General features: G+C 66.5%; 22 protein-coding genes. 7 read left to right on the plus strand and 15 right to left on the minus strand.

Features of this window, described 5'->3' with window-relative positions; translation table 11 throughout:
* Positions 1-33 precede the first annotated feature (33 nt).
* The 7 genes from ACWKWX_RS09140 to ACWKWX_RS09170 all read right to left on the minus strand — a co-directional run bounded on the left by ACWKWX_RS09140 (position 34) and on the right by ACWKWX_RS09170 (position 5919).
* Positions 34-348, minus strand: a complete 315-nt coding sequence (locus ACWKWX_RS09140; RefSeq protein ID WP_416423392.1) for a transcriptional regulator — start codon at positions 346-348, stop codon at positions 34-36.
* Between the two features lie 134 nt (positions 349-482).
* Positions 483-914 carry a D-Ala-D-Ala carboxypeptidase family metallohydrolase gene (locus ACWKWX_RS09145; RefSeq protein ID WP_483827551.1) on the minus strand — a complete coding sequence of 144 codons (432 nt, stop codon included), beginning with the start codon at positions 912-914 and terminating at the stop codon, positions 483-485.
* A gap of 116 nt (positions 915-1030) precedes the next feature.
* The gene (locus tag ACWKWX_RS09150; RefSeq protein ID WP_416423390.1) at positions 1031-1267 is read right to left on the minus strand and encodes a glutaredoxin family protein; all 237 of its coding nucleotides are present in this window, start codon (positions 1265-1267) and stop codon (positions 1031-1033) included.
* Between the two features lie 42 nt (positions 1268-1309).
* On the minus strand, positions 1310-2272 hold the full coding sequence (locus ACWKWX_RS09155; protein ID WP_416423389.1) for an acyltransferase family protein: 963 nt from the start codon (positions 2270-2272) through the stop codon (positions 1310-1312).
* Between the two features lie 122 nt (positions 2273-2394).
* The gene (locus ACWKWX_RS09160; protein ID WP_416423388.1) at positions 2395-3369 is read right to left on the minus strand and encodes an acyltransferase family protein; all 975 of its coding nucleotides are present in this window, start codon (positions 3367-3369) and stop codon (positions 2395-2397) included.
* Between the two features lie 48 nt (positions 3370-3417).
* A complete protein-coding gene (locus ACWKWX_RS09165; RefSeq protein ID WP_483827552.1) occupies positions 3418-4509 on the minus strand; it encodes an acyltransferase family protein in 1092 nt (363 codons plus the stop codon).
* A gap of 201 nt (positions 4510-4710) precedes the next feature.
* Positions 4711-5919, minus strand: coding sequence for an ammonium transporter (locus tag ACWKWX_RS09170; protein WP_483827553.1), 1209 nt, complete (start codon positions 5917-5919; stop codon positions 4711-4713).
* 295 nt (positions 5920-6214) lie between these two features.
* Between ACWKWX_RS09170 and ACWKWX_RS09175 the strand changes: the two genes are divergently transcribed.
* From ACWKWX_RS09175 to ACWKWX_RS09195, 5 genes are all read left to right on the plus strand, one after another.
* The gene (locus ACWKWX_RS09175; RefSeq protein ID WP_416423385.1) at positions 6215-6529 is read left to right on the plus strand and encodes an ElaB/YgaM/YqjD family protein; all 315 of its coding nucleotides are present in this window, start codon (positions 6215-6217) and stop codon (positions 6527-6529) included.
* Between the two features lie 15 nt (positions 6530-6544).
* The gene (locus ACWKWX_RS09180; protein ID WP_416427569.1) at positions 6545-6919 is read left to right on the plus strand and encodes a phage holin family protein; all 375 of its coding nucleotides are present in this window, start codon (positions 6545-6547) and stop codon (positions 6917-6919) included.
* A complete protein-coding gene (locus ACWKWX_RS09185) occupies positions 6916-7248 on the plus strand; it encodes a hypothetical protein (protein WP_416423384.1) in 333 nt (110 codons plus the stop codon). Before ACWKWX_RS09180 ends, ACWKWX_RS09185 begins: the two co-directional genes overlap by 4 nt.
* A 93-nt stretch (positions 7249-7341) precedes the next feature.
* Positions 7342-8508 (plus strand): EAL domain-containing protein, encoded by a 1167-nt coding sequence (locus ACWKWX_RS09190; protein ID WP_483827554.1) that lies wholly within the window; start codon positions 7342-7344, stop codon positions 8506-8508.
* Positions 8509-8851: 343 nt separating this feature from the next.
* Positions 8852-9016, plus strand: a complete 165-nt coding sequence (locus tag ACWKWX_RS09195; RefSeq protein WP_416423382.1) for a hypothetical protein — start codon at positions 8852-8854, stop codon at positions 9014-9016.
* Between the two features lie 87 nt (positions 9017-9103).
* Here ACWKWX_RS09195 and ACWKWX_RS09200 read toward each other — a convergent pair whose 3' ends face one another.
* The 3 genes from ACWKWX_RS09200 to ACWKWX_RS09210 are packed head-to-tail and all read right to left on the minus strand — an operon-like array spanning position 9104 to position 12014.
* Complete coding sequence (locus ACWKWX_RS09200; protein WP_483827555.1) at positions 9104-9934, minus strand: amidohydrolase family protein; 831 nt, start codon at positions 9932-9934, stop codon at positions 9104-9106.
* A 27-nt stretch (positions 9935-9961) separates the two neighbouring features.
* Entirely contained in the window at positions 9962-11254 is a 1293-nt protein-coding gene (locus ACWKWX_RS09205) for an MFS transporter (RefSeq protein WP_483827556.1), read from the minus strand.
* A gap of 28 nt (positions 11255-11282) precedes the next feature.
* Positions 11283-12014, minus strand: a complete 732-nt coding sequence (locus ACWKWX_RS09210) for a GntR family transcriptional regulator (protein ID WP_476301948.1) — start codon at positions 12012-12014, stop codon at positions 11283-11285.
* Positions 12015-12191: 177 nt separating this feature from the next.
* Between ACWKWX_RS09210 and ACWKWX_RS09215 the strand changes: the two genes are divergently transcribed.
* Positions 12192-12659 (plus strand): MarR family winged helix-turn-helix transcriptional regulator, encoded by a 468-nt coding sequence (locus ACWKWX_RS09215; protein WP_416423378.1) that lies wholly within the window; start codon positions 12192-12194, stop codon positions 12657-12659.
* 53 nt (positions 12660-12712) lie between these two features.
* Here ACWKWX_RS09215 and ACWKWX_RS09220 read toward each other — a convergent pair whose 3' ends face one another.
* From ACWKWX_RS09220 to mhpT, 4 genes are all read right to left on the minus strand, one after another.
* Positions 12713-14536 (minus strand): feruloyl-CoA synthase, encoded by a 1824-nt coding sequence (locus tag ACWKWX_RS09220; protein ID WP_483827566.1) that lies wholly within the window; start codon positions 14534-14536, stop codon positions 12713-12715.
* A gap of 61 nt (positions 14537-14597) precedes the next feature.
* Positions 14598-16046: an aldehyde dehydrogenase gene (locus ACWKWX_RS09225; RefSeq protein WP_483827557.1), complete on the minus strand. Its 1449-nt coding sequence runs from the start codon at positions 16044-16046 to the stop codon at positions 14598-14600.
* Between the two features lie 128 nt (positions 16047-16174).
* Positions 16175-17005 carry a p-hydroxycinnamoyl CoA hydratase/lyase gene (locus ACWKWX_RS09230; protein WP_416423376.1) on the minus strand — a complete coding sequence of 277 codons (831 nt, stop codon included), beginning with the start codon at positions 17003-17005 and terminating at the stop codon, positions 16175-16177.
* Between the two features lie 71 nt (positions 17006-17076).
* Positions 17077-18300, minus strand: a complete 1224-nt coding sequence (gene mhpT / locus ACWKWX_RS09235) for a 3-(3-hydroxy-phenyl)propionate transporter MhpT (RefSeq protein WP_483827558.1) — start codon at positions 18298-18300, stop codon at positions 17077-17079.
* Between the two features lie 225 nt (positions 18301-18525).
* On the opposite strand from mhpT, the gene ACWKWX_RS09240 reads away from it, so the two are divergent.
* Complete coding sequence (locus ACWKWX_RS09240; RefSeq protein WP_416423374.1) at positions 18526-18795, plus strand: hypothetical protein; 270 nt, start codon at positions 18526-18528, stop codon at positions 18793-18795.
* Between the two features lie 130 nt (positions 18796-18925).
* Here ACWKWX_RS09240 and ACWKWX_RS09245 read toward each other — a convergent pair whose 3' ends face one another.
* Entirely contained in the window at positions 18926-22525 is a 3600-nt protein-coding gene (locus ACWKWX_RS09245; RefSeq protein ID WP_483827559.1) for a transporter substrate-binding domain-containing protein, read from the minus strand.
* Between the last annotated feature and the right edge of the window lie 5 nt (positions 22526-22530).

The following is a 22530-nucleotide window of genomic DNA, read 5'->3' on the forward strand; positions in this document are numbered from 1 at the left end:
GCCTGGCATTATCCCCCAGTGCCGCGCCCGCTGTCATTGCGCGTGGGCCTGGCGCGCCGCGTCGGTGAACTCCTTGAGCCAGCGCAGCACCTGCACCGCTTCCCAGCGAGTGGGGTCGTACAGGGCGTACAGCAGGCCCTCGTAGCCCACCACGTCCAGCGGGCGATGGTAGCCGGCACGCTGGAACAGTGCCTCGATCTCGGCGAAGCAGGTGTTGAAATGCAATTTGTTGAAGGGCGTCTTGCCTTCCGTTACCAGGCCATCGAGGCGCAGCTCCAGCACCGCCTCCTGGACCACTTCCGGGCTCATGCGGTTGACGCTGTATTTCAGTTGTTCGACATTGACCACGCGGGCAATCCTCTGACTTCGTTGCTCAGGGCACGCGCGGGCACCCTGTAGTGCGCACTTCCACGAACACTGTATTTATATACAGCATAAGGATCGCTACCCTCTGCGTCAATGCGCAGATGATCGGTGGCGCCTCAGACAATCCCGGGCAGGTAGCCGGTGTCCTTGCGAATGGTCAGCACCTCGCGGCGCGGTGGCCGCTCGCTGACGGCCAGGTGCACCCAGCGGTCGAACTCCAGGATCAGCTGGTCGAACACCAGGCCGCTGTCGGCGATCAGTTCCACCGCTTGCCGCGGCGCCAAGCCCACCACCGTGAAATCCGCGGCCAGGCCACGCAGGTGCGCACTGTTGGGCGAACCGCCAATCAGCGCGTTCAACGCCGGGCCACGGTAGCCGCTGCTGATCAGCAGCGGCGCGTTCACCAGGGCGCGGATGGCCTCAAGCAGCTGGCACAGGCGGCGCAGGTTGGCGATAACGGCCGCGTCGGGGGTGTTGTCGATGCCGGCCTTGGCGGCCGAGGGGGAGGCAATCATCTCTGCCAGGGTGAAGTTGTCGCTCAGGTTCATGCTGTCGCTCCTTGACGTGCGCACGGGTGCACCGGCCATTGTCCGGGGCCGGTGGAGGGAGCGTGTAGTTATCTATGTAGGCGCGGCGACGGGGCAGCGGGAAAGCCTGCGCAGGCTCAGCGCACGAAGGCGACCACCTGGGCGGTGTCGAACGGCCAGCGCAGTTCGGCACCGGTGTCGATGCGCAGCAGCACGGGGATGTGCAGCGAGTAGCTGTCGAACAGCGCGGGGTTTTCGGCGATGTCGATCAGTTCCACCTGCAACCCGTGCTCCACCAGCGGCATCAGCTCAGCCTCGGCCAGCTCGCACAGGTGGCACCCCAGGGTTCCAAGCAATTGGCATTCAGCAGGCATGATGCTTACCGGGCAAGGTGGGAATGGGCCCTATTCTAGAACCTACAGGATAAACCGCCAACGCCGGCTGGCGGCAATCACCAGGGGTGCCACGGCCAGGGTCAGCAGCGCCACCAGCAGGGCCATCAGGCTGCCGTACGCCAGCCCCGCAGCCATCGCCGCGAACATCAACAACGGGTGGGTGAAGTAGACCGCCGCCGACAATCGACCCACGCGGTCACCCGTGCCTGGGCGCGGGTAATGCAGGGCCAGCAGCACCACCACCGGGGCCACCAGCGGCAGCGTGAACATGAAGTCAAAATTGATGACGCGGTCGGGGGCGTGCTGGTAGTTGAACCACGACTCGGCCAGCATCAGCAGCAGCGCCACCACCAGCCAACTCCACAACAGCCCCGGGGCCAGGCGTGCCGGCACCTGGTGGCGGGCCAGCAGGAAGCCCGTCGCCACGAACGGGAAGCCCATGAACAGGAAGTTGCGCGCCGCGTAGTCGTTCTGGTTGAAGTGCTGCAGGAACGCCTCGGGAATCTGCACGTAGGCCCGCGCGTACTGCAGCGCCAGGCCCAGGGCAAAGGCAATCAACGCCAGCGCGGCGACCTGCCAGGTGCGGCGCTCGCGCACGGCATACAGCAGCAGGCCACCACCGATCATGCCCAGCAGGTACCACAGGTGGAAGAAGCCGATCAGCCACTGTTTGAGCGCCAGCAGCACCGCGCCCACGCCTGAACCCGCCACGTAGAACGGGCTGTAGACCAGCATCCAGAACACGTACAGCAGCACGATGCGCCCCAGCCAGCGGCGTATGCCGGCCGCGCCCTGCAGCGCCTGGCCGAGGAAATAGCCGTTGATCAGGAAGAACACCGGCACCGCGATGCGCAGCAGGCCGTTGCACAACAGGTAGCCCGGCAGGCTGTCGTTGCCACCCAGCACCTTGCAGTGCATGGCCACTACCATCAGCGCCAGCAGCAGCTTGAGCCGGTCCAGGTTTGCGTTGACGATCTTGCTCATCCCTAAGCGCTCTAGTGGGCGAAATTGGAAAAACCTGGAGCAGTCCAACCGCCACACAGCGTAGCAGCGGCAACAGCCACCATCTTATCGGTGATGGCTATTTGCCGTCGAGCCTCGCGCACCTAGAGCATGAAACGCCAGCGCTGGTTCATGGCAATCAACAGCGGCGCCAGCGCAACGGCCGCCAGGGTCACCAGCGCCACCATGAAGTTGCCATAGACCACCCCCGCGCCCAGGGCACACCACAAGATCAGCGGGTGCACGAAGTACACCGCCGATGACATCTGCCCTACGTAGACGCTCTGGGTGGGCCGGTCGTAGACCATCACCAGCATGAACAGCGCCGGCGCCACCAGTGGCATCGAAGCCAGCAGGTCGAAGTTGAACAGGTGCACCGGGTCATTGCGGTAGTTGAGCTCGGACTCCAGCAGCATCAGCGCCATGGCCAGCAGCAGCCAACCCCACACCAGGCTGCGGTTGAGGCGCAGGTGCAGCGGGTGGCGCGCCAGCAGGTAGCCCAGGGCCATGAACGGAAACGCCATGAACAGGAAATTGCGCGCGGTGTAGTCGTTCTGGTTGAAGTGCTGCAGGAAGTCATTGGGAATGTGCACGTACACCCTGGCGTACTGCAGCGCCACGCCAATGGCGAAGGTGGCCAGGGCCGCGGCCGCAAGCGTGGCGGTGGAGCGCTGGTGCAGCACGAACAGCAGGGCGCCGGCGCCGATCATGCCCACCAGGTACCACAGGTGGAAATAGCCGATGACCCATTGCTTGATGGCCGCCAGCATATCGGCAAAGCCCAGCCCCGTGAGGTACAGCGGGCTGTAGATGACCATCCAGAATACGTAGAGCATGGTGACGCGCCATAGCCATTGGCGCATCACCGGCCAGGTCATGGGCGCCTGGCCCAGAAAGTAGCCGTTGATGATGAAGAACACCGGCACGACCACGCGGAAAACACCATTGCACAACAGGTACCCGGCCAGGGTGTCGTTGCCGCCGAGTATCTTGCAATGCACCGCGACCACGATCAGGGCCAGGGTAAGTTTGAGCCAGTTGAGGTTTGCGTTGACTGTTTTTGTTGTTGTTTTGCCCATGTGATGTCACCTGACGAAAAAGCGCCAAGCCCCGTGACGACGAATGCGTCACACCGTGTCGTACCCCCCGCGTGCCGGTGCCTTGCGAAAGCGCTGGTTGCACCACGCCGTGGCGCGGTCCAGCAGCGGTTTCTCGAACACCCGGTACGCCACTGCCCCATAGCACAACGTGGCTGCCAGCATCAGCAGCACAAACGCCAGGTTGTCCCACAGACTGTCCGGATTCGCGCCCACCAGGCGCCACACCTGCCCCATCACCCCGAGCACCAGCAGGTGCGACAGGTAGACGGTGTAGGACATGTCACCTATGTGCGTAAGGAAGCGCGGTACCGTGATCAGTTTTCGCCGTTCCAGCAACGCCAGCGACAAGGTCAGCGTGCCGAACACCAGGGCAGCCGCCAGCATGCGCGGCAGCCCCACCGTCTTGTACAGGCCCAGGCTGGCGATCAGCGGCATGCCTAGCACCGAGGCCAGCAGCATCACCCAGACCACGCCGGTGGGCAGCGCGGCACTGCGCGCCGAATAGAAGTAGCGCGCCACGGCGCAGCCAACGATGAATTCCAGGGCGTAGGGGTGCAGCATGATCCGCAGCGCCGGGGAATAGTCCTGCCAGTCCTGGGTCAGGTTGAAGGCCACCAGCACCAGCGCCCAACCCGCCAGCAGCCAGGGCAGCCACTGTTCGCGCAGGAACAGCAGCGCGGCAAACACCAGGTAGAACCACAGTTCGAACACCAGCGACCAGGCCACCATCACCAGCAGCACCTTGTCGCTGGGCAGCAGCAGGAAGGACATGCCCAGGTTCGAGTCGCCGTGGGTGGAATTGACCAGCCCCGGCGCCGCCAGGTAGATGCCCAGGGTGATCAGGTAATAGAGCCAGTAGTTGGGATAGATGCGCGACAGGCGATTGAACAGGAAGCGCTGGCCCTGCACCCAGTCCTGATGGCGGCCGCGGGTGACGATGACCATGACGAAGCCGCTGATGACGAAGAACAGGTCGACGCCCAGCTGGAAGAAATCCACCATGGATGGCAGCAACAGGTCGCCACCGCTGTATTTGGCTTCAACCGCCGCCATGTGGAACAACACCACGCCCACTACCGCGACGCCCCGCATGCCCTGCAACGAAAACAGGCGCTCCATACCCCTTGCCCCTTGTGTTCGAACCCCATACCAAAGCCGTGGCCCAGGGTAAATGCTCCTGGGCCAACTGCATGCTATGCCGAACGCCGACGCAAGAAAACCATTGGTTTATGGCGTCAAACTGCCATCACCCCCACCCTCCGTAGCAGCGGCTGCAGGCCGCGTCCCCAAGCGCCGCATCGCGGCCGGGACGCCACCCGGTCAATCGTGGTTGACCGCGCCAATCTTGTGCAGCGACAGGTCGGCGCCGTAGTACTCCTGCTCCTGGCTCAGGCGAATACCCACCACCGCCTTGAGCAGCCCGTACACCGCAAAGCCGCCCACCAGCGCCACGACCACCCCGGCCAGGCTGCCCAGCACCTGCACGGCCAGGCTCACGCCGCCCATGCCGCCCAGCGCCTGCTGGCCAAAGATGCCGCAGGCCACGCCGCCCCACACGCCACAGATGCCGTGCAGCGGCCACACGCCCAGCACGTCATCGATCTTCCACTTGCCCTGGGCGGCAATGAAGCAGCCCACGAACAGCGCGCCGGCGATGGCACCGGTGGCCAGGGCGCCGATGGGGTGCATCAGGTCGGAACCGGCGCACACCGCCACCAGCCCGGCCAGCGGGCCGTTGTGCAGGAAGCCGGGGTCGTTGCGGCCCACGATCAGCGCGGCGATGGTGCCGCCGACCATGGCCATCAGCGAGTTGATCGCCACCAGGCCGCTCATGCCCGCCACGCTTTGTGCGCTCATGACGTTGAAGCCGAACCAGCCAACGATCAGAATCCACGAGCCCAGCGCCAGGAACGGAATGTTCGACGGTGCGAAGGCCACCACGCGGCCATCGCGATAGCGGCCCTGGCGCGGCCCCAGCAGCAGCACCGCCGCCAGCGCCAGCCAGCCGCCCATGGCGTGCACCACCACCGAGCCTGCGAAGTCATGGAAGGTGGCGCCGAAATGCGCCAGCAGCCACGGCTGCACGCCACAGTTGCCGTTCCAGGCAATACCCTCGAAGAACGGGTAGACGAAGGCCACGATCAGCGTGGTGGCGCACAGCTGCGGGACGAAACGCGCACGCTCGGCGATGCCGCCGGAGATGATCGCCGGAATGGCCGCGGCAAAGGTCAGCAGGAAGAAGAACTTCACCAGTGCATAGCCATGGTCCGCGCTCAGCTCGCTGGCCGGGGCAATGAAGGTGACGCCATAGGCGATCCAGTAGCCTATAAAGAAATAGGCCAGGGTGGACACGGCGAAGTCGCTGAGGATCTTCGACAGCGCGTTCACCTGGTTCTTCTGGCGCACGGTACCGACTTCCAGGAACGCGAAGCCGGCGTGCATGGCCAGGACCATGACAGCGCCCATCAGCAGGAACAGGGTATTGGAGCCGTGAATCAGTGTTTGCACGGCGCTTTGCAGATTATCCATCGAGAAGGCAGACCTGAAGTCCGGAAAAACAGCACCAAAGCAGGTCGACCGATGAGTCATTGCACCAATATGGAACGTGCAACGCGCTCTTTATTCGACTGCGTGGTAATTTTTCCTCGGGTTTATTTCGTTTGGGTTAAGGTTTATTTCCACCGCAGGCTCTGGCGCGCCGATCTGGCGCACGGGCCTGCTGTTATGCACCAACGAAAAGCAAAAGCTGTACCAGGCAAACGTGAAGGAACCTTCAGAAAGCCTGGGCACTCGAAACACCAGACGCCAACCAATGGAGAGCACCATGGCCCGCACCACGGCAAAGACTGCACAAGACGTACTGATGGCTGATTTTCAGACGTTGGTGCGCGACACCGAGAAGCTGCTGGACCACACCAAGACCCTGGCCGGCGACCAGGCTGACGAGCTGCGCGAGCAGATCCACGACAGCCTGCTGCGCGCCCGCGAAACCCTGAAGGCCACCGAGCAGACCCTGCGCCTGAAGGGCGAACTGGCCGTGGCCAAGACCGAGGCCTACGTGCAGGAAAACCCCTGGCAGTCCATCGGCATCGCCGCCGGCGTGGGCTTCCTGGTCGGCCTGCTGGCCACAAGGCGCTAACCGATGGCCTTGGACATGGACTCGAAATCGACGGCCGCCGGGCCGTCGTCGCGGCGCCTGGGCGCGGCCCTGCTGGGCCTGTTGCACAGCCATGTGGAACTGTTCGGCATCGAACTGCAGGAGCAGAAATCGCGCACCTTGAGCCTGCTGCTGTTCGCCGGGCTGGCCCTGGTATTCGCGCTGCTGGCACTGGTGGCCTTGTCAGGCCTGATCCTGATTCTGCTGTGGGACAACTACCGCATGCAGGGCATGATTGGCCTGGCGGTGTTCTACCTGCTGGCAGGGCTGTTCTGCGCCATGAAGTTGAAAGCGGCGATCTTCGATGAATCCTCGCCGTTCAGCGGCACCCTCGAAGAGCTGGCCAACGATCGGGAGCGCCTGTTGCCATGAGTGCACCGAACCTGCCACAGAACCAGTCGCGTCGCGAAATGCGCAAGGCCTTGATCCGCTTGCGCATGGAAATGCACCGCCAGGAAATCCGCCACGAATCCGGCCAACTGATCAACCCCTTGAACCGCCTGCGCGGCATGGGCCAGTCGGTCCAGGACGGCTTGGGCATCAAGCACGCACCGTTGTGGGGCCTGGCCGGCGTGGTGCTGCTGGGCTTCCTCACCGGCAAAGGCGCCAAGAGCGGCGGCACCGGCGGGCTGACGCGCCTGGTGAAGCTGGGCACCAGCCTGCTGCCCTTGATCAAGCTGGCCATGCAACGCAAGGATTAGGTTGCCATCATTTGGCTACATTCTTGCAAAGGCCCTAGGCCATGCCCCGGTTCCGGCCGGGGCGCTCAAGAAGCTGCCATCTGAGGAGCCGCCGTGTTCGACGGGCAACCGCTCGCCTGGTTTCAACCCTTCATCGATACCGCCACCGGCCGCATCGCCGGCGTGGAGGCCCTGGGCCGCCTGCGCCAGGCCGACGGCACGGTGCAGTCGGTGGGGCCGCTGTTCAGCGACCCACGCACCCTGGCCCCGGCCCTGCGGCGCCTGGACCGGCAGATCCGCGGCGACGCCCTGGCCCGCCTGCATGAGGCGCCGCAGGACTGGTTCCTGAGCCTGAATATCTCGCCACGCTGGATCAGCCGCGTGCGCGACAACCAGCCGCTGCCCAGCCTGACCCAACTGCAGCGCCACGGCGTGGCGGCCGAACGAGTGGTGTTCGAGATCACCGAACTGGGCGGCGACAGCCGTCGCCTCAGCCAGGTGGTGCAGCGCTACCGCGAGGCCGGCGCGCGCATCGCCATCGACGACTTCGGCGCCGGCTATTCGCAGTTGGACCGCGTGCTGGCGCTGCAACCCGACATCCTCAAGCTCGACATGCGCCTGTTCCAGGCGGCCGCCCGTGGCGGCCCCAGCAGCGAAGTGGTCAAGGCCCTGGCACAGATGGCGGAGAAGACCGGCTGCTGGATCATCGCCGAGGGCGTGGAAACCGAAGCCGAGCTCAACTTCGCCCTGGAATGCGGCTCACGCTACGTGCAGGGCTACCTGTTCGCCCGCGCCGAACCGGACTTCTTCCCCGCCGACGCCTTCGTCACCCGCTTCGCCGCCCTGCGCGAGCGCTACGTGCAGCAGAAACTGGGCGAGCGTGCGCGGCTGATGAACCTGCGCCTGCAACTGGGCGAGCTGATGGCCGTGCTGCAACCCTGGGCCCAGGCCGGCGCCCCTGCCAGCGCCCTGCCCCGGCTGGACGCCTACCCCTGGCTGCTGCGCTTCTACCAGTGCGACCGCCACGGCACCCAACTGACCCCCAACATGGAATGGCGCCAACAGGGCTGGCAGGCCGACCCCAGCTACCTGGGCCACAACTGGTCGTGGCGCCCGTACTTCTACCACCTGCTGGCCGAAGGCTGGGACGAACGCCGGCTGATCCTGTCCAGCACCTACCGCGACGCCACCAGCAACCAGTATTGCCTCACCGCAGGGCAGTTCTTCGCCAACGGCCAGCGGTTGTTGTTGATTGACGTGGATGCGGCGCATCTGGGGTGATGGGAGGTGCGGTGCGCCAGGACGCGGCCTGCGGCCGCTGCTACGTACTGTGGGAGCTGGCTTGCCAGCGAGCTGTTGAGGCCCTGAAAACTCGCTGGCAAGCCAGCTCCCACAAAGACAGTGCTGCTACAGGTCGTGCGCCCCAGGTCTGTTTTTCAGCGACGACACAGACAGGCTTGATTGTTTATATCGAACGATCCTTCAATGCTAGCGAAATACCAGTATTTACTAGCAAAACCCTAAAAATCGCTGAAAGCCGCGTTTTAGACACCTCAAGATACATTTGACGTGGCGAAAGATTCGGCTACTATCGCCCGCACAAAAACTGCAGATGGCTTTACGGATGAAGATCAAGATCGAAAAAAACAACAACGATTCCTCCTGCCTGGTCTGGCTGAACGACGACCCCGTGACCTTCCGCACCGAGGAAGAAGCACAGGCCTACGTCGATCAGCTCAAGGCACGACTGGAGGCGGTGCCTGTACTGGCCGCCGAACTTCAGGACTAGGCGCAGCGCTGGATCACTCGTCACTAAAGTTGTACCCCGCCAAACGCTCGTAGCCGCACTGCCAACCCTGCGGCTACGACGCCAGCCTCAAAAGCCGAACAGCTTCCCCGGCCCATCACACAGAATCGCCCGCCGCTGCGCCGCCCACGGCACCAGGCTCTGGAACAGCTCGAACTCACCCGCGTAATTCACCTGCCGCTCGTGCTGGGTGTGCGGCCAGTCGCTGCCCCACATCAGGCGGTCGGCGCCGAAGTGCTCGATCAGCAGCGGCACTGCGTCGTGGGCGAACGACAGGTTCTCGCTGTGGGTGCCGCCCAGGCGGTAGACCCCGGAGAGCTTGACCCAGGTGCGCTTGCCGTCGCCCAGTTCCAACAGGCGCTGGAAGGTGGCGTGGCTGGTGCCGAAACCGGCGTGGGGGCGGCCGAAGTGGTCGATGGCGACCTTGCAGCCGTAGCGCTGCAGCGCCGCCCACAGGCTGGGTATGTCTTCGATCTGGCGGTGCAGTTCCACGTGCCAGCCCAGCTCCGCCACCGTTTCCAGCAGCGGCGCCCAGGTGGGCGACGCCAGGTCCGGCAAGGCCTGGCCCATCAGGTTCAGGCGGATGCCGCACACGCCCAGCCGGGCCATGCGCTTGAGCTGGGACTGGCTGACGTCCGGCGCCACCACCGCCACCCCGCGCAGCTGCTCGGGGGCGGCGGCCAGGGCCTGGAGCAGGTGGCTGTTGTCGGTGCCCAGGAAGCTGGGCTGCACCAGCACGCCATGGCTTAGCCCCTGTTCGCGCAGGTGGCCCAGCCATTGCGCCAGGGTGGCGTCGTAGTCCGGGGTGTAGCGGCGGCCGTCGACGAAGTCGAGCTGGCGGCCGAACACGTGGGCGTGGGCGTCAATGCCGAGGATGGGCAAGGGGGCGGTCAGTGGCATGGTGATGGTCTGCATGGAGTGATGGGGTCAGGCCCGTGACGGGTGGGTGCCCGCCACAGGCTTGGGGGTGGCGCCCGGGGCCTCGGCGACCAGGCTGCGGCCGCGGGTTTCGGGCAGTGCCAGGGCGGCGATCATCGCCACGCCGTAGGCAATGCCGGCGTCGATACCGATGGCCGAGCCCAGGGACATGCTCGCGCTCAGGTGGCCGACCATGGCCGGGAACACCGCGGCTACCACGCGGCCGGAGTTGTAGCAGAAGCCCACCCCGGCGCCGCGCACGTCGGCCGGGTACAGTTCGTTGAACAACGAGCCGAGGCTGGCGGGAATACCGGCGGCGAAGAAGCCCAGGGGGAAGCCCAGGAACAGCATCTGCGGGTTGGTGAGCGGCAGGAACAGGTAGGCCTGCACCGTCAGCACGCAGCAGAAGGCGAACAGGATGATGTTCTTGCGCCGGCCGATGCGGTCCACCAGGAAACCACTGGCCACGCAGCCGCAGAAGAAGGCGACGATGATCACCGCCAGGTAGCCGCCCGAGCTCAGCACCGAGAGGTTGCGCTCGGTCTTGAGGAAGGTCGGCAGCCAGGTCATCACCGCGTGGTAACCACCGTGGGCCCCCAGGCCCAGCAGCCCGCCCAGCAAGGTTACGCGCAGCAGTTGCGGGCGGAAAATGGCCGCCATGGCCGCGAACAGGTTCAAGGGCGCGGCCTTGGCCTGTTGCTGGCGCAGGAAACTGTCCGGCTCCGGCACGCTGCGGCGCACGTAGATAATCAGGATGGCGGGCAGCAGGCCCACCAGGAACATCACCCGCCAGGCGTAGTCCGCGGGCACGAAGGAATAGATCAGCGTGAACACCCCTACCGCGGTGCCCCAGCCTACGGCCCAGGCGCTCTGCACCGTGCCCATGACCTTGCCGCGGTAGCGCGCCTGGATGCTCTCGGCCATCAGCACCGCACCCGCCGCCCATTCGCCGCCAATGCCAAAGCCCTGCAAGGCCTTGATCACCACCAGCTGGTTGAAGTCGGTGACAAACGCCGAGGCGAAGGTGAACAGCGAGAACCACAGGATCATCCACTGCAGGGTACGTACCCGGCCATAGCGGTCCGACAGCGTACCACCCAGCCAGCCGCCCACCGCCGAGGTGATCAGCGTGACGCTGCTGATCAGGCCGGCCTGGGTGTTGCTCAGGGCGAACGCGGCGATCAGCGCCGGAATCGCCAGGCCAAACATCTGCACTTCCAGGGCGTCCAGCGCCCAGCCGCCGAAGCAGGCCCAGAAGGTCTTGCGCTCGCGCGCGGTGACGTCTCGATACCAGGTGAACATGTTTTCTTATCCTTATGGGTGGGACAGGTCAGCGGATTTCGACGCTGTAGCGGAAGTGCCGGGCGTGGCCCCAGGAGCGCCGCCATTCCAGCGGTTGGCCGGCGTAGTTGCGTGCCACTCGCTCGATCACCACCACGGGGCTACCGGCATCTACGCGCAGCAGGCGCGCGTGCACTTCGCTGACCGCTTCGGCGGTCAGGGTCTCGTCGGCGGCGGCAATCACCTGCCCGCACAGGCTTTCATACACCGGGTACAGCAGCGGGCCGTGGGCGTTGAGATCGTGGTCGAGGATGGCGGCGAACGGTTCGTGGGGCAGCCAGATCTCTTCCACCAGCAGCGGCTGGGCGTTGATCAGGCGCAGGCGCAACAGGCGGATCACCTGGGCGCCGGGCTCCAGGGCCAAGGCATGGGCCACGTCGGCAGGCGCCTGCAGGGCTTCATTGGAGAGGATGCGGCTTTCCGGCACCTGGCGGGCGCCGTCGGCGTCCTGGAAGCGGAAGAAGCGGAACAGCGAGGACTGGAACTGCGGGCGGCGCACGAAGGTGCCGCGGCCTTGCTGGCGTTCCAGCAGCGACTCGCTGACCAGTTGGTCGATGGCCTTGCGCACTGTGCCGATCGACAGGCCGTACTCGGCCGCCAGCGCCGACTCGGTGGGAATGGCCGCGCCGGGCTGCCAGCGGTTGCTGGCGATCTGCTCGGCGAGCTGGTCGCGCAAGCGCTGGTACAGCGGCAGGCGCTCGTCACTGGAAAGACTGTTCATGGCAGACGGGCTCTTTTAGTTATGTAGTCATCTATATGAATCTGGAAAGAGTATTCGCTGCCTCCGTGCGTTCGTCAAGTCGCCGCCCCTGCCCTTCGTCGTCCGGCAAGGTGGTACACCAGGGGCGGGATAAACCGTTATACTGGTTAACGATTCCCCTAATAAAAGCCCGATACCATGGCCACTCCCAGCTCCCCGCCCACCACCCCCGACCCGCTGGACACCGGCGTGCTCGACGATCTGATCGGCTATGCCCTGCGCCGCGCGCAGATCCAGGTGTTCCAGCACCTGGTGGAACAGCTCAATGCCTATGACCTGCGCCCGGCGCAGTTTTCCGCCCTGGCGATCATCGCCCAGAACCCCGGCCCCACCCAGGCGGAACTGGCCAAGAGCCTGGCCATCGAACCGCCGCAGGTGGTGCCCATGGTCAACAAGCTGGAAGAACGCGGGCTGGCCTTGCGGGTGCGCTGCAAGCCGGACAAGCGTTCCTATGGACTGTTCCTGAGCAAGGCCGGCGAGGCGTTGCTCAAGGAACTGAAAGAGGTGGCCGCGCGCAGCGACCAGGAAGCAACGGCAAACCTGAGCGCCGAAGAGCGCGAGCAGTTGCTGGGGTTGTTGCGCAAGGTGTATCAGGGTAACGCCTGAGCCTGTGGACGCGGCCTGCGGCAGCTGCTACGTAGCAGCGGCCGCAGGCCGCGTCATCGGGCCAGGGTACGCGGGACCTTGCCGGCGTACAGGTCGTCGATCAACGCGGCGCGGCCTTGCAACACCAGGCGCTGGTTGATCGAGCCCTTGTCGGTGATCTCGCCGCTGTCGATGGACGGCGGCTGCTGCGCCAGGCTCGCCCAGTCGATGCGGCTGGCGCTGCCGGTGGCGTGCTGGTTGAGGCGCCCCAGCAGGTCCGCCAGCCAGGCTTGCACAGGTGCTGCCGCCAGCACCTGTGCCACCGTGGCATCGGCACCCAGCCCTGCCAACTGCCGACACTCGTCCAGCCGCGGGAAAATCAGCAGCCCCAGGCGCTCGCGATCCGGGCCCGCCACCACCACGTCATGCACGTACGGCGCGCCGTCGAGGATCACCCGCGTGCGCAGCGGCCCGACGCTGACGAACACCCCCGAGGACAGCTTGAAGTCCTCGGCGATGCGGCCATCGAACATCAACCCCAGCTGCGGGTTCTGCGGGTCGGCCAGGCGCACGGCGTCGCCGGAGCAGTAATAACCCTGCTCATCGAACGCCTCGCGGCTCTGCTGCGGCGCGCGCCAGTAGCCCGGCATCACGTGGGGGCCACGGAAGCGCACCTCCAGCTTGCCGTCGCGCGGCACCAGCTTGACCTCGCAGCCAGGTGCCGGCAGGCCGACGTAGCCGGCCACCGCCAGCGGCCCGGTGGTGAAGGTGCACGACGGCGCGGTCTCGGTCATGCCCAGCCCGGCCATCATGCGGATGCGCTCGCCGCAGTGGGCCACGGCAACCTTGTCCAGGCGGTCCCACACCGATTGCGACAGCCCTGCCCCGGCGAAGAAAAACAGCTTCATGCGCGCGAAGAAGCGCTCGCGCAGGTCACCGTCCTGCTCCAGCTGGCTGACCAGCTCCTCCCAGCCTTTGGGCACGGTGAGGTAGGCCGTGGGCGAGATCTCGCCCAGGTTGCGCAGGGTCTCGGCGAACAGCGCAGGCGTCGGCTTGCCGTCGTCGATGTACAGGCTGCCGCCGTTGTACAGCACGATGCCGACGTTGTGGCTGCCACCAAAGGTGTGGTTCCACGGCAGCCAGTCCACCAGCACCGGCGGCTCGTCGGCGAATTCGGGAAAGGTCTGCAGCAGCATCTGCTGGTTGGCGCAGAGCATGCGCTGGGTGGTGACCACGCCCTTGGGTAGCTTGGTGGAGCCGGAGGTAAAGAGAAACTTGGCGATGCTGTCGGCGGTCACGGCCGCGAACGCCGCGTCCGCCAAGGCTGGGTCGGCAGCGCCGAGCAGTTCATCGAAGGCCAGCCCGGGCGACTGTCCATCGGCAAAAATCACCGGTACATCCGCTGGCAGCACTGCCTCGATAGCCGGCAGGTAGGCGCCATCGCTGGCAAACACCAGGCCCGGCGTCAGGGTGTCGATGATGTGGCGCAGCTTGCCGTAGTCCCGCGACACCAGCGAGTAGGCCGGCGACACCGGGCAGTACGGAATGCCGGCGTACAACGCGGCGCAGGTCAGCTGCAGGTGCTCCAGGTCGTTGCCCGACAGGATCACCAGCGGCCGCTCGGCGCTGAGATTGAAACCCAGCAGCCGTGCGGCGATGGCGCGGGTGCGCTCGAGCATCTGCGCGTAGCTGATGCGTTGCCATTGGCCCTGGCCGTCGCGGCGGGCGACGAAGGTCTGCTGCGGGCGCACCTGCGCCCACTGCACCAGGCGTTCCATCAGCCGCTGGGGGTGTGCCTGCAGCGGTTCCAGGGCGCGCATGTGCAGCACCCCTTGCACTTCATCGACCTGCACCTGGGGGTGGCCGATGTTCACGGCGCGCCAGGGCGCCGCTGCCATTGAACGATTCACGCGATGTCCCTCTGCTTGTTGTTATTGGAAGCAGTTAATGGGGTTGCGGTTAGATTGGGTAGTGACGAGGGCCGTGCTGGACCGTCACCCACCGCAGCTGGGTGAACTGCTCGATGGCGGCACTGGCACCAAAGCTGCCGTAGCCGCTCGCCTTCACGCCGCCGAAGGGCATGTGCGCCTCGTCGTGCACGGTGGGGCCGTTGATGTGGCAGATGCCCGACTCCAGGCGCTGCGCCAGGGCCAGCGCGCGGCTGGTGTCGCGGCTGAAGATGGCCGCCGACAGGCCGAAGGCCGAATCATTGGCCAGCGCCAGCAGCGCCTCGTCGCCAGCGGCGCGCTGCACCACGGCCACCGGGCCGAACGACTCCTCGTGGTACAGGCGCATGGCCGGGGTCACATGGTCCAGCAGCACTGGCTGCATGACGCTGCCCTGCACCGCGCCACCACACACCTGGGTGGCGCCCTGGCTGACCGCGTCGGCCACCAGCGCCTGGAGGCGCGTGGCCGCCGCAGGGTCGACCAGCGAGCCGAGCACCGAGCGGCTGTCCGCCGGGTCACCGGCGCGCAGGCCGGCGACCTTGCGCGCCAGCCGCGCGACGAAGTCATCGGCCACTGCCGCGTCGACGATCAGCCGCTCGGTGGACATGCAGATCTGCCCCTGGTTGAAGTAGGCGCCGAAGGCCGCCGCCTCCACCGCTGCGTCCAGGTCGGCGTCGGCCAGCACCAGGAACGGCGCCTTGCCGCCCAGTTCCAGCAACGCCGGCTTCAGGTGCCGCGCCGCCAGCTGGCCGATGATACGGCCGACGTGGGTGGACCCGGTGAAGTTGACCCGGCGCACCGCCGGGTGGGCGATGAGCCGCTCGACGATGGCCGCGGCATCGGCCGGGGCATTGCTGAGAATATTGACCACGCCGGCGCCGATGCCGGCGTCCTCCAGCACCTGGCCGATCAGCCGGTGCACCGCCGGGCTCAGCTCCGAGGACTTGAGCACCACGGTGTTGCCGCACGCCAGTGGCATGGCGATGGCGCGAGTAGCGAGAATCACCGGCGCGTTCCACGGCGCAATGCTGAGAATGACGCCGCACGGCTGGCGCAGGGCCATGGCGAAACTGCCGGGCACATCAGACGGGATGACCTGGCCGTTGACCTGGGTGGTCAGCGCTGCGGCCTCGCGCAGGATGTTGGCCGCCAGTTGTACGTTGAAGCCGTACCAGTTGGCCATGGCCCCGGTCTCGGCGGCCATGGCCATGAATTCGGCGCTGCGCGCGAGCATGCCGTCGGCGGCGCGCAGCAGGCGGTTGCGACGCTCGCCGGGGCCCAGCGCGGCCCAGGCCGGGAACGCCGCGTGGGCAGCGTCCACTGCGGCGTCGGCGTCTTCGAGGGTGGCGGCCGCGGCAATCGACACCACCTGCCCGGTCATCGGGCAGCGGCGCTCGAACGTGCGCCCGTCGCGGGCGCCCACGGCCTTGCCGGCGATCAGCAAGGGGACTTCGAACATGGTGCATTCCTCGTTGTTATGGTTGTCGGGAATGATGCGTTGTTACGACGGTACGTGTGGGAGCTGGCTTGCCAGCGAGATTTTCAGGGGCCCGCAAAACTCGCTGGCAAGCCAGCTCCCACAACGGGTCAGCGCTTGTAGGCTTGCAGGCCGGGCTTGATGCTCTTGTCGTCGAGGAATTGCTTGAGGCCCTGCTCGCGGCCGTGCTCGGGGTCGCGCAGCTGCGCCTGGTCGAGCTTGGCGTACAGGTAGTCCTCGCTCTGCTCCCAGGTCAGTTCGCGGCAGCGCTTGAAGCCGTTCTTCGCCGCGCGCAGCACCACCGGGTTCTTGTCCAGCAGGTCCTGGGCCAGCAGGATAACCTCTTCGCGCAGCTGGTTGAGCGGCACGCTCTTGTTCACCAGGCCCATCTCGGCGGCCTTCTGCCCGTCGAAGGTCTTGCCGGTCATGATGTAGTACAGCGACTGGCGGTGGCCCACGGTGTCGGCCATGGCCTTGCTCACCAGGTTGCCCGGTGGGATGCCCCAGTTGATCTCCGACAGGCCGAACGTAGCCTCGTCGGCGCAGATGGCCAGGTCGCAGGCCACCAGCGGGCTGAAGCCGCCGCCAAAGCACCAGCCGTTGACCATGGCGATGGTCGGCTTGCTGTACAGGCGCAGCAGTTTCCATTGCCATTCCGAGGCATCACGGCGAATGCGCTCCTGCAGGATCTCGGGGCCGGCGTCCACTTCGCGGAAGTATTCCTTGAGGTCCATGCCGGCGGTCCAGGCGCTGCCGGCGCCGGTCAACACCAGCACGCGGGCGTCGGCGTCCTGCTCGACGGTTTCCAGCACGTCGCGCATTTCCCGGTTGAGGGTGGGGCTCATGGCGTTGCGTTTTTCCGGGCGATTGAGGGTTACCCAGGCGATGCCGTCCTCGACGTCGACGGTCACGGTCTGCCAGCGGTTTGCGTAGCGGCTCATTTCACACCTCTTGTTCTTGGGCTGTGCGTTGTGGATGAAGAGACAGTAATGGCTAAAACTGGTTACGTCAATTAATCGTTAATACTATTAACTATATTTCCAGAAAAAGCCTTACCCCTCCCTTCACCGACCAACGCCAACGCCGCCAGCGCCGCGACCACCAGCCCCGGCGAGGCCGCCAGCAGCACCCCGCCCACACCCGCCCCGGCCGCCAGGATCTGCCCCGCCGCCAGCGGCCCGGCCATGGACCCCAGGCGCCCCACCGCCACGCACGCGCCCACGCCGGTGGCGCGCATGTCCGCCGGGTAGACCCGTGGCGCCAGCGCATACAGCACCAGCTGCGCGCCGATGCAGCAGTAGCCGCCCAGCACGCCGGCCAGCGCCATGCCGGTGAACGTCGCGGCCAGGCCCAGGCCGGCCAGGGCCACCAGCATGCCCAGGTAGGCGATCACCACCGCCGGCCCGGTGCGCCGGCGGTCCATCAGCCGGCCGGTCAGCAGCGAGCCTGCGGCGCCGCCGAGGTTGAACAGCACCTGCACCCAGCCGGCCTGCACGCGGTCGAAGCCCTTGGCCATGAGCAGCGAGGGCAGCCAGTTCAGCAGCAGGTACAGCACGGTCAAAGTGAAGAAGCACGCCAGCCACAACAGCAGCGTCTGCCGCGCCCGCCCCTGGCTGAACAGGCGGCCGGCGGGCGAGCCCTCGGCACGCTGCGACGTTGCCGCCACGCCCAGGCGCGGCAGCCACACCAGCAGGGCCACGGCGATCAGCAGCGGCGCCAGGCCGCCGATGTGAAACACCGTGCGCCACTGCTCCCCTACCCCCGACAGGCTGATCAGCGAGGCCAGCGCACCGCCCAGTGGCACGCCGCAATAGGTCAGGCTGACGGCGGTGCTGCGCAGCCGCGGCGCTGCAGCCTCGCTGGCCACGGCAATGATGATGGGCAGCGCCGCGCCCAGGCCGAGGCCGGTCAGCAGCCGCGCCAGCAACAGGCCGGGGTAGCTGCTGGCATGGGCGGTGAACAGGGTGAAGGCGCCGAACAGTAGCACCGCCGCCAGCAAGGTGCCCTTGCGTCCGGCACGGTCGGCCAGCCAGCCGCCCAGGAAGGCGCCGGGCAGCAGGCCCATGAGCCCGGCGCTAAATACCCAGCCCAACTGTGCGGGTGCCAGGCCGAAGGCCTTGGCCAGGAAGGGTGCGGTGATACCGGTGGATTGCAGGTCGAGGCCTTCGAGCAAGGCCACGGCGCAGCACAGCGCGACGGTCAATACCGGCCGCGGGGAAGCGGGACGTGCAGGCATGGTGTGCATCTCTTGTTGTGGTTGTGGTGGCACATGGATAATACGATTAATGATTATATACATTAACCAAATGCCTGCCAGCCATGCCCCGTCCTGCAAGCGTTTTGCCTGCATCTTTGTCTGAACGAAGCGACAACAACATCTGTCGTACCAAATAAGCCATCTACACTGGCTTGTGCTTGTCCTAAACGAGATGGTTCAACCAATTGATCGAGGACGTCATCCATGAAGCGAATCTTGAGCTGTGGGCTGTTGGTGCTGGCAGGGGCGTTGAGTTTCCAGGCCAGCGCCGCCGGCGAGACCGAGACGTGCAACGCGAACATCCAGCGCTTGCAGGACCGCATCAACAGCGCTGCCACCACTGACCCCAAAGTGCACGAGCTGGTGGGCAAGGACATCGACTCTGCCGCCGCAGCCCGCGACAAGGGCAACGTGAAGGACTGCATCGAGATCACCGACCGGGTGAAGAGCCGGTTGGACAAGTACAACAAATAAACACGTAGCAGCGGCCCTTAGGCCGCGTCCGGTCGCGCCGCAGCGCAACTGAAGCACCGCGGCGCGACCGGACGCGGCCTGGGGCCGCTGCTACGGGGTCAGGCGCGGCAGCGTAGTTCCAGGCCCGGGGTCAGGCGCGGCAGCGGACCTCCAGCCCCGCGGTCAGTTCCTGCAGCGCATCGCGCAACTGCTCCACCCTGCCCGCCAACGGCTGCTGCGCATCCGCGCACGCCCGCTCCACCAGCTCGCACGCCTCCAGCACCTGCACGGCGCGGATTATGCGCGCGCCGCCCTTGACCCGATGCGCCAGGTTGGCGATGCCTTCGCGGTCGGCCTCGACGTCCAGCATGGCCAGGCTGCCCAGGTCCTGGCGGCAACACTCCACCAGATCGCCGAGAAGGCCTTTGAGCGCCACGCTGTCGCCCGCGGTCAGCTCTTCCAGTGACGCCAGGTCGATGCCATCGCTGGCCGGCGCCACCGTCACCTGCCCACCCTGGCCAGGCTGCAGGGCCACGGCCAACTCGGTCAGGCCCAGGGGCTTGAACAGGCAACCGTCCATGCCCGCCTCCAGGCAACGCACCCGTTCCTGGGGCACCGCGTTGGCGGTGAAGCCCAGCACGCGGCAGCGCGGGCGGCGCTGCCGGCGTTCGTGCACGCGAATCGCGCGCACCAGCTGGTAGCCGTCCAGGCCCGGCATGTTGCAGTCGCTCATGACCACGTCGAACTGCCCGCCCAACCAGGCGCGCAGGCCGCTGCCACCGTCCTCGGCCAGGGTAACCCGGTGGCCCAGGTACGCCAGTTGCTGCTGCAACAGGATGCGGTTGGCGCGGTAGTCGTCCACCACCAGGATGTTCAGCGCCGGGCCCTGGCTAGGCACCTCCGGCGCCACTTTGGGCGGCGGCACGGCCTCGGCGCGCGGTAGCTGCAGTTCGATCACCACCTGCGTGCCTTCGCCCAGGGTGCTGTCCAGGCTCATGCTGCCATCCATCATGGCGCACAGGGTGCGGCTGATGTTCAGCCCCAGCCCGCAGCCTTCGCGGGCCGAGTGCTGATGATTGCTGGCCTGGGCGAACGCGGCACCCAGTTTCGACAGCTCGTCGGGCGGGATGCCCACGCCGGTGTCGCTGATCGTCAACTGCACCCCCACGGCGGCGTCTTTCGGGGTGAAGACCACCCGCACCAGGACCTGGCCGCGCTGGGTGAACTTCACGGCATTGCTGATCACGTTGGAGATGATCTGCTTGAAGCGCAGCGGGTCGAGCATGACCGGGGTGTCGGCCTGGCCCTGCACCTCCAGGGCCAGGCGCAGGCGCTTGTGCCGCGCCTGCCCCTGGAACAGCCGCTCCACGGCCTCCACATGGGCCATCAACAGGGTGGGCACGGGCGCCAGGGTCAGCTGGCCGGTCTCGATGCGGGTGATGTCGAGAATGTCGCCAATCAACGCCAGCAGGCCACTGGCAGCGCCGGCCGCCACTTCGATGGACAGGTGGTCCAGGCGGCCCTGCTGGGATTTCTTCAGCGCCAGTTCGAGCATGCCGGTGATGGCGTTCATCGGTGTGCGGATCTCGTGGCTCATGGTGGCCAGGAACACCGTCTTGGCGTGGTTGGCGGCCTCGGCCTGCTCCTTCGCCTGCTGGTAGGCCAGCAGCAGGCGCTGGCGCTCGGTGATGTCGACCCAGCCACCGATCAGGCCGGCGATCTGGCCGTCGCCGGCCTTGTAGGGCAGCACCCAGTGGTAGATGGTCTTGGTTTCGCCGCTGCGCAATTGCACTTCACGGTCCTCGACCACCTTTTCCCCCGCGTCCATGGCCTCCAGGTAGGCCTGCTGGTAGTCCTCGGCCTGCTCGGCGGTCAGGGCGATGGTCTGCCCCACGGGCTTGCCGATGACCTCGTCGCGCAGCACCTGCAACGCTTCCAGGTAACTGGCATTGCAGGTCACCAGCTCACCGCTGCGGTCGCGCACGTACAGCGGGTGCGGCGTGCCATCGATCATCTCGCGCATGAACTCCAGCTGGTCGGTCAGCTTGGCCTCGGCTTCGCGCCGGCGCTTGACCTGGCGCCGCAGCTGGCTGAGCCAGCCCAGCAGCAGGCCCAGCAGCACCAGGGTGGTGATCAGCAGTTGCACGATGTGCCAGCGGTGCCGCGACCAGAAGCTGTCCTCCAGCACCACTTCGCCGCGCCAGCGGGCGGCCAGGTCGTTGAATTCCTGGGGGGGAATGGCCAACAGCGCCTTGTTGAGGATGGACAGCAGCTCGGGGGCCTGGCGCGAGGTGGCGAACGCCAGGCTGGCCGGGCGCACCGGCAGCGTGGCACTGATGCGCAGCCGCCCGGAATATTGGCGCTGGATACGATAGCGCGCGCCAATCAGCGTGAGGATCGCCGCATCGGCCTTGCCCTCGGCCACCAGCGTCAGCGCATGGTCGGCACTGCGCGCGCCCACAGGGATGATGGCAGGGTACTGGTCGACCACCCGGTCGCGCATGAAGCTGCCATGGATCAGCGCCAGGCGCTTGCCGCTCAGTTGCTCCAGCGACTGCGCAGTGCCCCGCTGGTCACGTGTGACCAGCACCCGCGGGCTGCTCAGGTAGGCGCGGGTGAACCCCAGGTGCTCCTCGCGGGCGCGGCTTTGCGGCAGGGCCGCGATCAGGTCGGCCTCGCCGCGTTCCACCTGCTCGGTCATCGCCTCCAGGGTGGTGCCGGACTGGACGTCGAAGCGCAGCCCGGTCATCTGCCCGATCACGTCCAGCACCTGGGCGCTGATGCCCCGGTAGCGGCCCTGGGCATCGCGGTAGCTGACCGGCAGGAACTGGTCGTCCATCAATACCCGCAGCGTCGGCGCAGTGGCCAGCCAGCGTTGTTCGGCCGCGTTCAACCCCAGCTCGCGGCGCTGGCCGATGCTGACGCCGCCGACACTCCAGCGCCCCAGGATAGCCCGCCGCTCGCTCTCGGGAATGGCCTGCAGCGCGGTATTGACCAGGGCCAGCAGCCGGCTGTTGCGCGGCGACAGGGCAAAGCCGAAATGGTTGCTCTGCGCCTGCACCAGGTGGCTGAGGAACAGGCCGTTGAGCTGGCCCTTGTTGATCTGGTAATAGGCGCCCAGGGCGTTGCCCAGGAATACATCCGCCTGGCCGAAAGCCACCGCCCCCAGGGCCGCCAGCGTCGAGGGGTAGAGCTGCAGGTGGGCGTTGGGGTACAGGTGTGTGACCATCTCGCGCGGCAGGTAGAACTCCTGCATGGCCAGGCGGCGGTCATCGAGGCCGCTGAGCAGTGCCGTGCGATCGTCGGTGCGGGTGGCCAGCACCGAATCGTCCTGGGCGTAGGCTTCGGACAGCACCAGGTAGGCCATGGACGCCTCGAAGCCATTGGAGGTCCCGAGCATGTCGATGGCACCATCGCGCACCGCCGCCAGCGCCTCCGCCCGTGAAGGGTAACGCACCACTTCCACGCTCAGGTTCAGCAGCGTGGCCACCAGCGCCGCGTAGTCGGCGGTGATGCCTTCGTACTCGCGGCCGGTGCCCAGCACATCGAACGGCGCGTATTCGGGCTGGCTGACGCCCAGGCGCAGGGTGCGCTGTTGCCATAGCCAGCGGCGGTCGTCATCGGTCAGCTCCAGCTGCTCGATTTCAGCCGCGGCCAGGTTCGAGCGGCCGTAGAGCATGGGCGCGGCGTCATCGGCCAGCGCCGGGCACGCCAGCCACAGCCACAGCCAGCACAGCATCCGTGCCTTCATCGCGG

Source organism: Pseudomonas imperatae (assembly GCF_057128625.1).

What these genes read in the sequence shown, in the direction of transcription:
- ACWKWX_RS09145 (WP_483827551.1), bottom strand. Translation starts at nt 914, where the DNA reads ATGAACCTGAGCGACAACTTCACCCTGGCAGAGATGATTGCCTCCCCC.
- ACWKWX_RS09150 (WP_416423390.1), bottom strand. Translation starts at nt 1,267, where the DNA reads ATGCCTGCTGAATGCCAATTGCTTGGAACCCTGGGGTGCCACCTGTGC.
- ACWKWX_RS09155 (WP_416423389.1), bottom strand. Translation starts at nt 2,272, where the DNA reads ATGAGCAAGATCGTCAACGCAAACCTGGACCGGCTCAAGCTGCTGCTG.
- ACWKWX_RS09160 (WP_416423388.1), bottom strand. Translation starts at nt 3,369, where the DNA reads ATGGGCAAAACAACAACAAAAACAGTCAACGCAAACCTCAACTGGCTC.
- ACWKWX_RS09165 (WP_483827552.1), bottom strand. Translation starts at nt 4,509, where the DNA reads ATGGAGCGCCTGTTTTCGTTGCAGGGCATGCGGGGCGTCGCGGTAGTG.
- ACWKWX_RS09170 (WP_483827553.1), bottom strand. Translation starts at nt 5,919, where the DNA reads ATGGATAATCTGCAAAGCGCCGTGCAAACACTGATTCACGGCTCCAAT.
- ACWKWX_RS09175 (WP_416423385.1), top strand. Translation starts at nt 6,215, where the DNA reads ATGGCCCGCACCACGGCAAAGACTGCACAAGACGTACTGATGGCTGAT.
- ACWKWX_RS09180 (WP_416427569.1), top strand. Translation starts at nt 6,545, where the DNA reads ATGGACTCGAAATCGACGGCCGCCGGGCCGTCGTCGCGGCGCCTGGGC.
- ACWKWX_RS09185 (WP_416423384.1), top strand. Translation starts at nt 6,916, where the DNA reads ATGAGTGCACCGAACCTGCCACAGAACCAGTCGCGTCGCGAAATGCGC.
- ACWKWX_RS09195 (WP_416423382.1), top strand. Translation starts at nt 8,852, where the DNA reads ATGAAGATCAAGATCGAAAAAAACAACAACGATTCCTCCTGCCTGGTC.
- ACWKWX_RS09200 (WP_483827555.1), bottom strand. Translation starts at nt 9,934, where the DNA reads ATGCCACTGACCGCCCCCTTGCCCATCCTCGGCATTGACGCCCACGCC.
- ACWKWX_RS09205 (WP_483827556.1), bottom strand. Translation starts at nt 11,254, where the DNA reads ATGTTCACCTGGTATCGAGACGTCACCGCGCGCGAGCGCAAGACCTTC.
- ACWKWX_RS09210 (WP_476301948.1), bottom strand. Translation starts at nt 12,014, where the DNA reads ATGAACAGTCTTTCCAGTGACGAGCGCCTGCCGCTGTACCAGCGCTTG.
- ACWKWX_RS09215 (WP_416423378.1), top strand. Translation starts at nt 12,192, where the DNA reads ATGGCCACTCCCAGCTCCCCGCCCACCACCCCCGACCCGCTGGACACC.
- ACWKWX_RS09220 (WP_483827566.1), bottom strand. Translation starts at nt 14,536, where the DNA reads ATGGCAGCGGCGCCCTGGCGCGCCGTGAACATCGGCCACCCCCAGGTG.
- ACWKWX_RS09225 (WP_483827557.1), bottom strand. Translation starts at nt 16,046, where the DNA reads ATGTTCGAAGTCCCCTTGCTGATCGCCGGCAAGGCCGTGGGCGCCCGC.
- ACWKWX_RS09230 (WP_416423376.1), bottom strand. Translation starts at nt 17,005, where the DNA reads ATGAGCCGCTACGCAAACCGCTGGCAGACCGTGACCGTCGACGTCGAG.
- mhpT (WP_483827558.1), bottom strand. Translation starts at nt 18,300, where the DNA reads ATGCCTGCACGTCCCGCTTCCCCGCGGCCGGTATTGACCGTCGCGCTG.
- ACWKWX_RS09240 (WP_416423374.1), top strand. Translation starts at nt 18,526, where the DNA reads ATGAAGCGAATCTTGAGCTGTGGGCTGTTGGTGCTGGCAGGGGCGTTG.
- ACWKWX_RS09245 (WP_483827559.1), bottom strand. Translation starts at nt 22,525, where the DNA reads ATGAAGGCACGGATGCTGTGCTGGCTGTGGCTGTGGCTGGCGTGCCCG.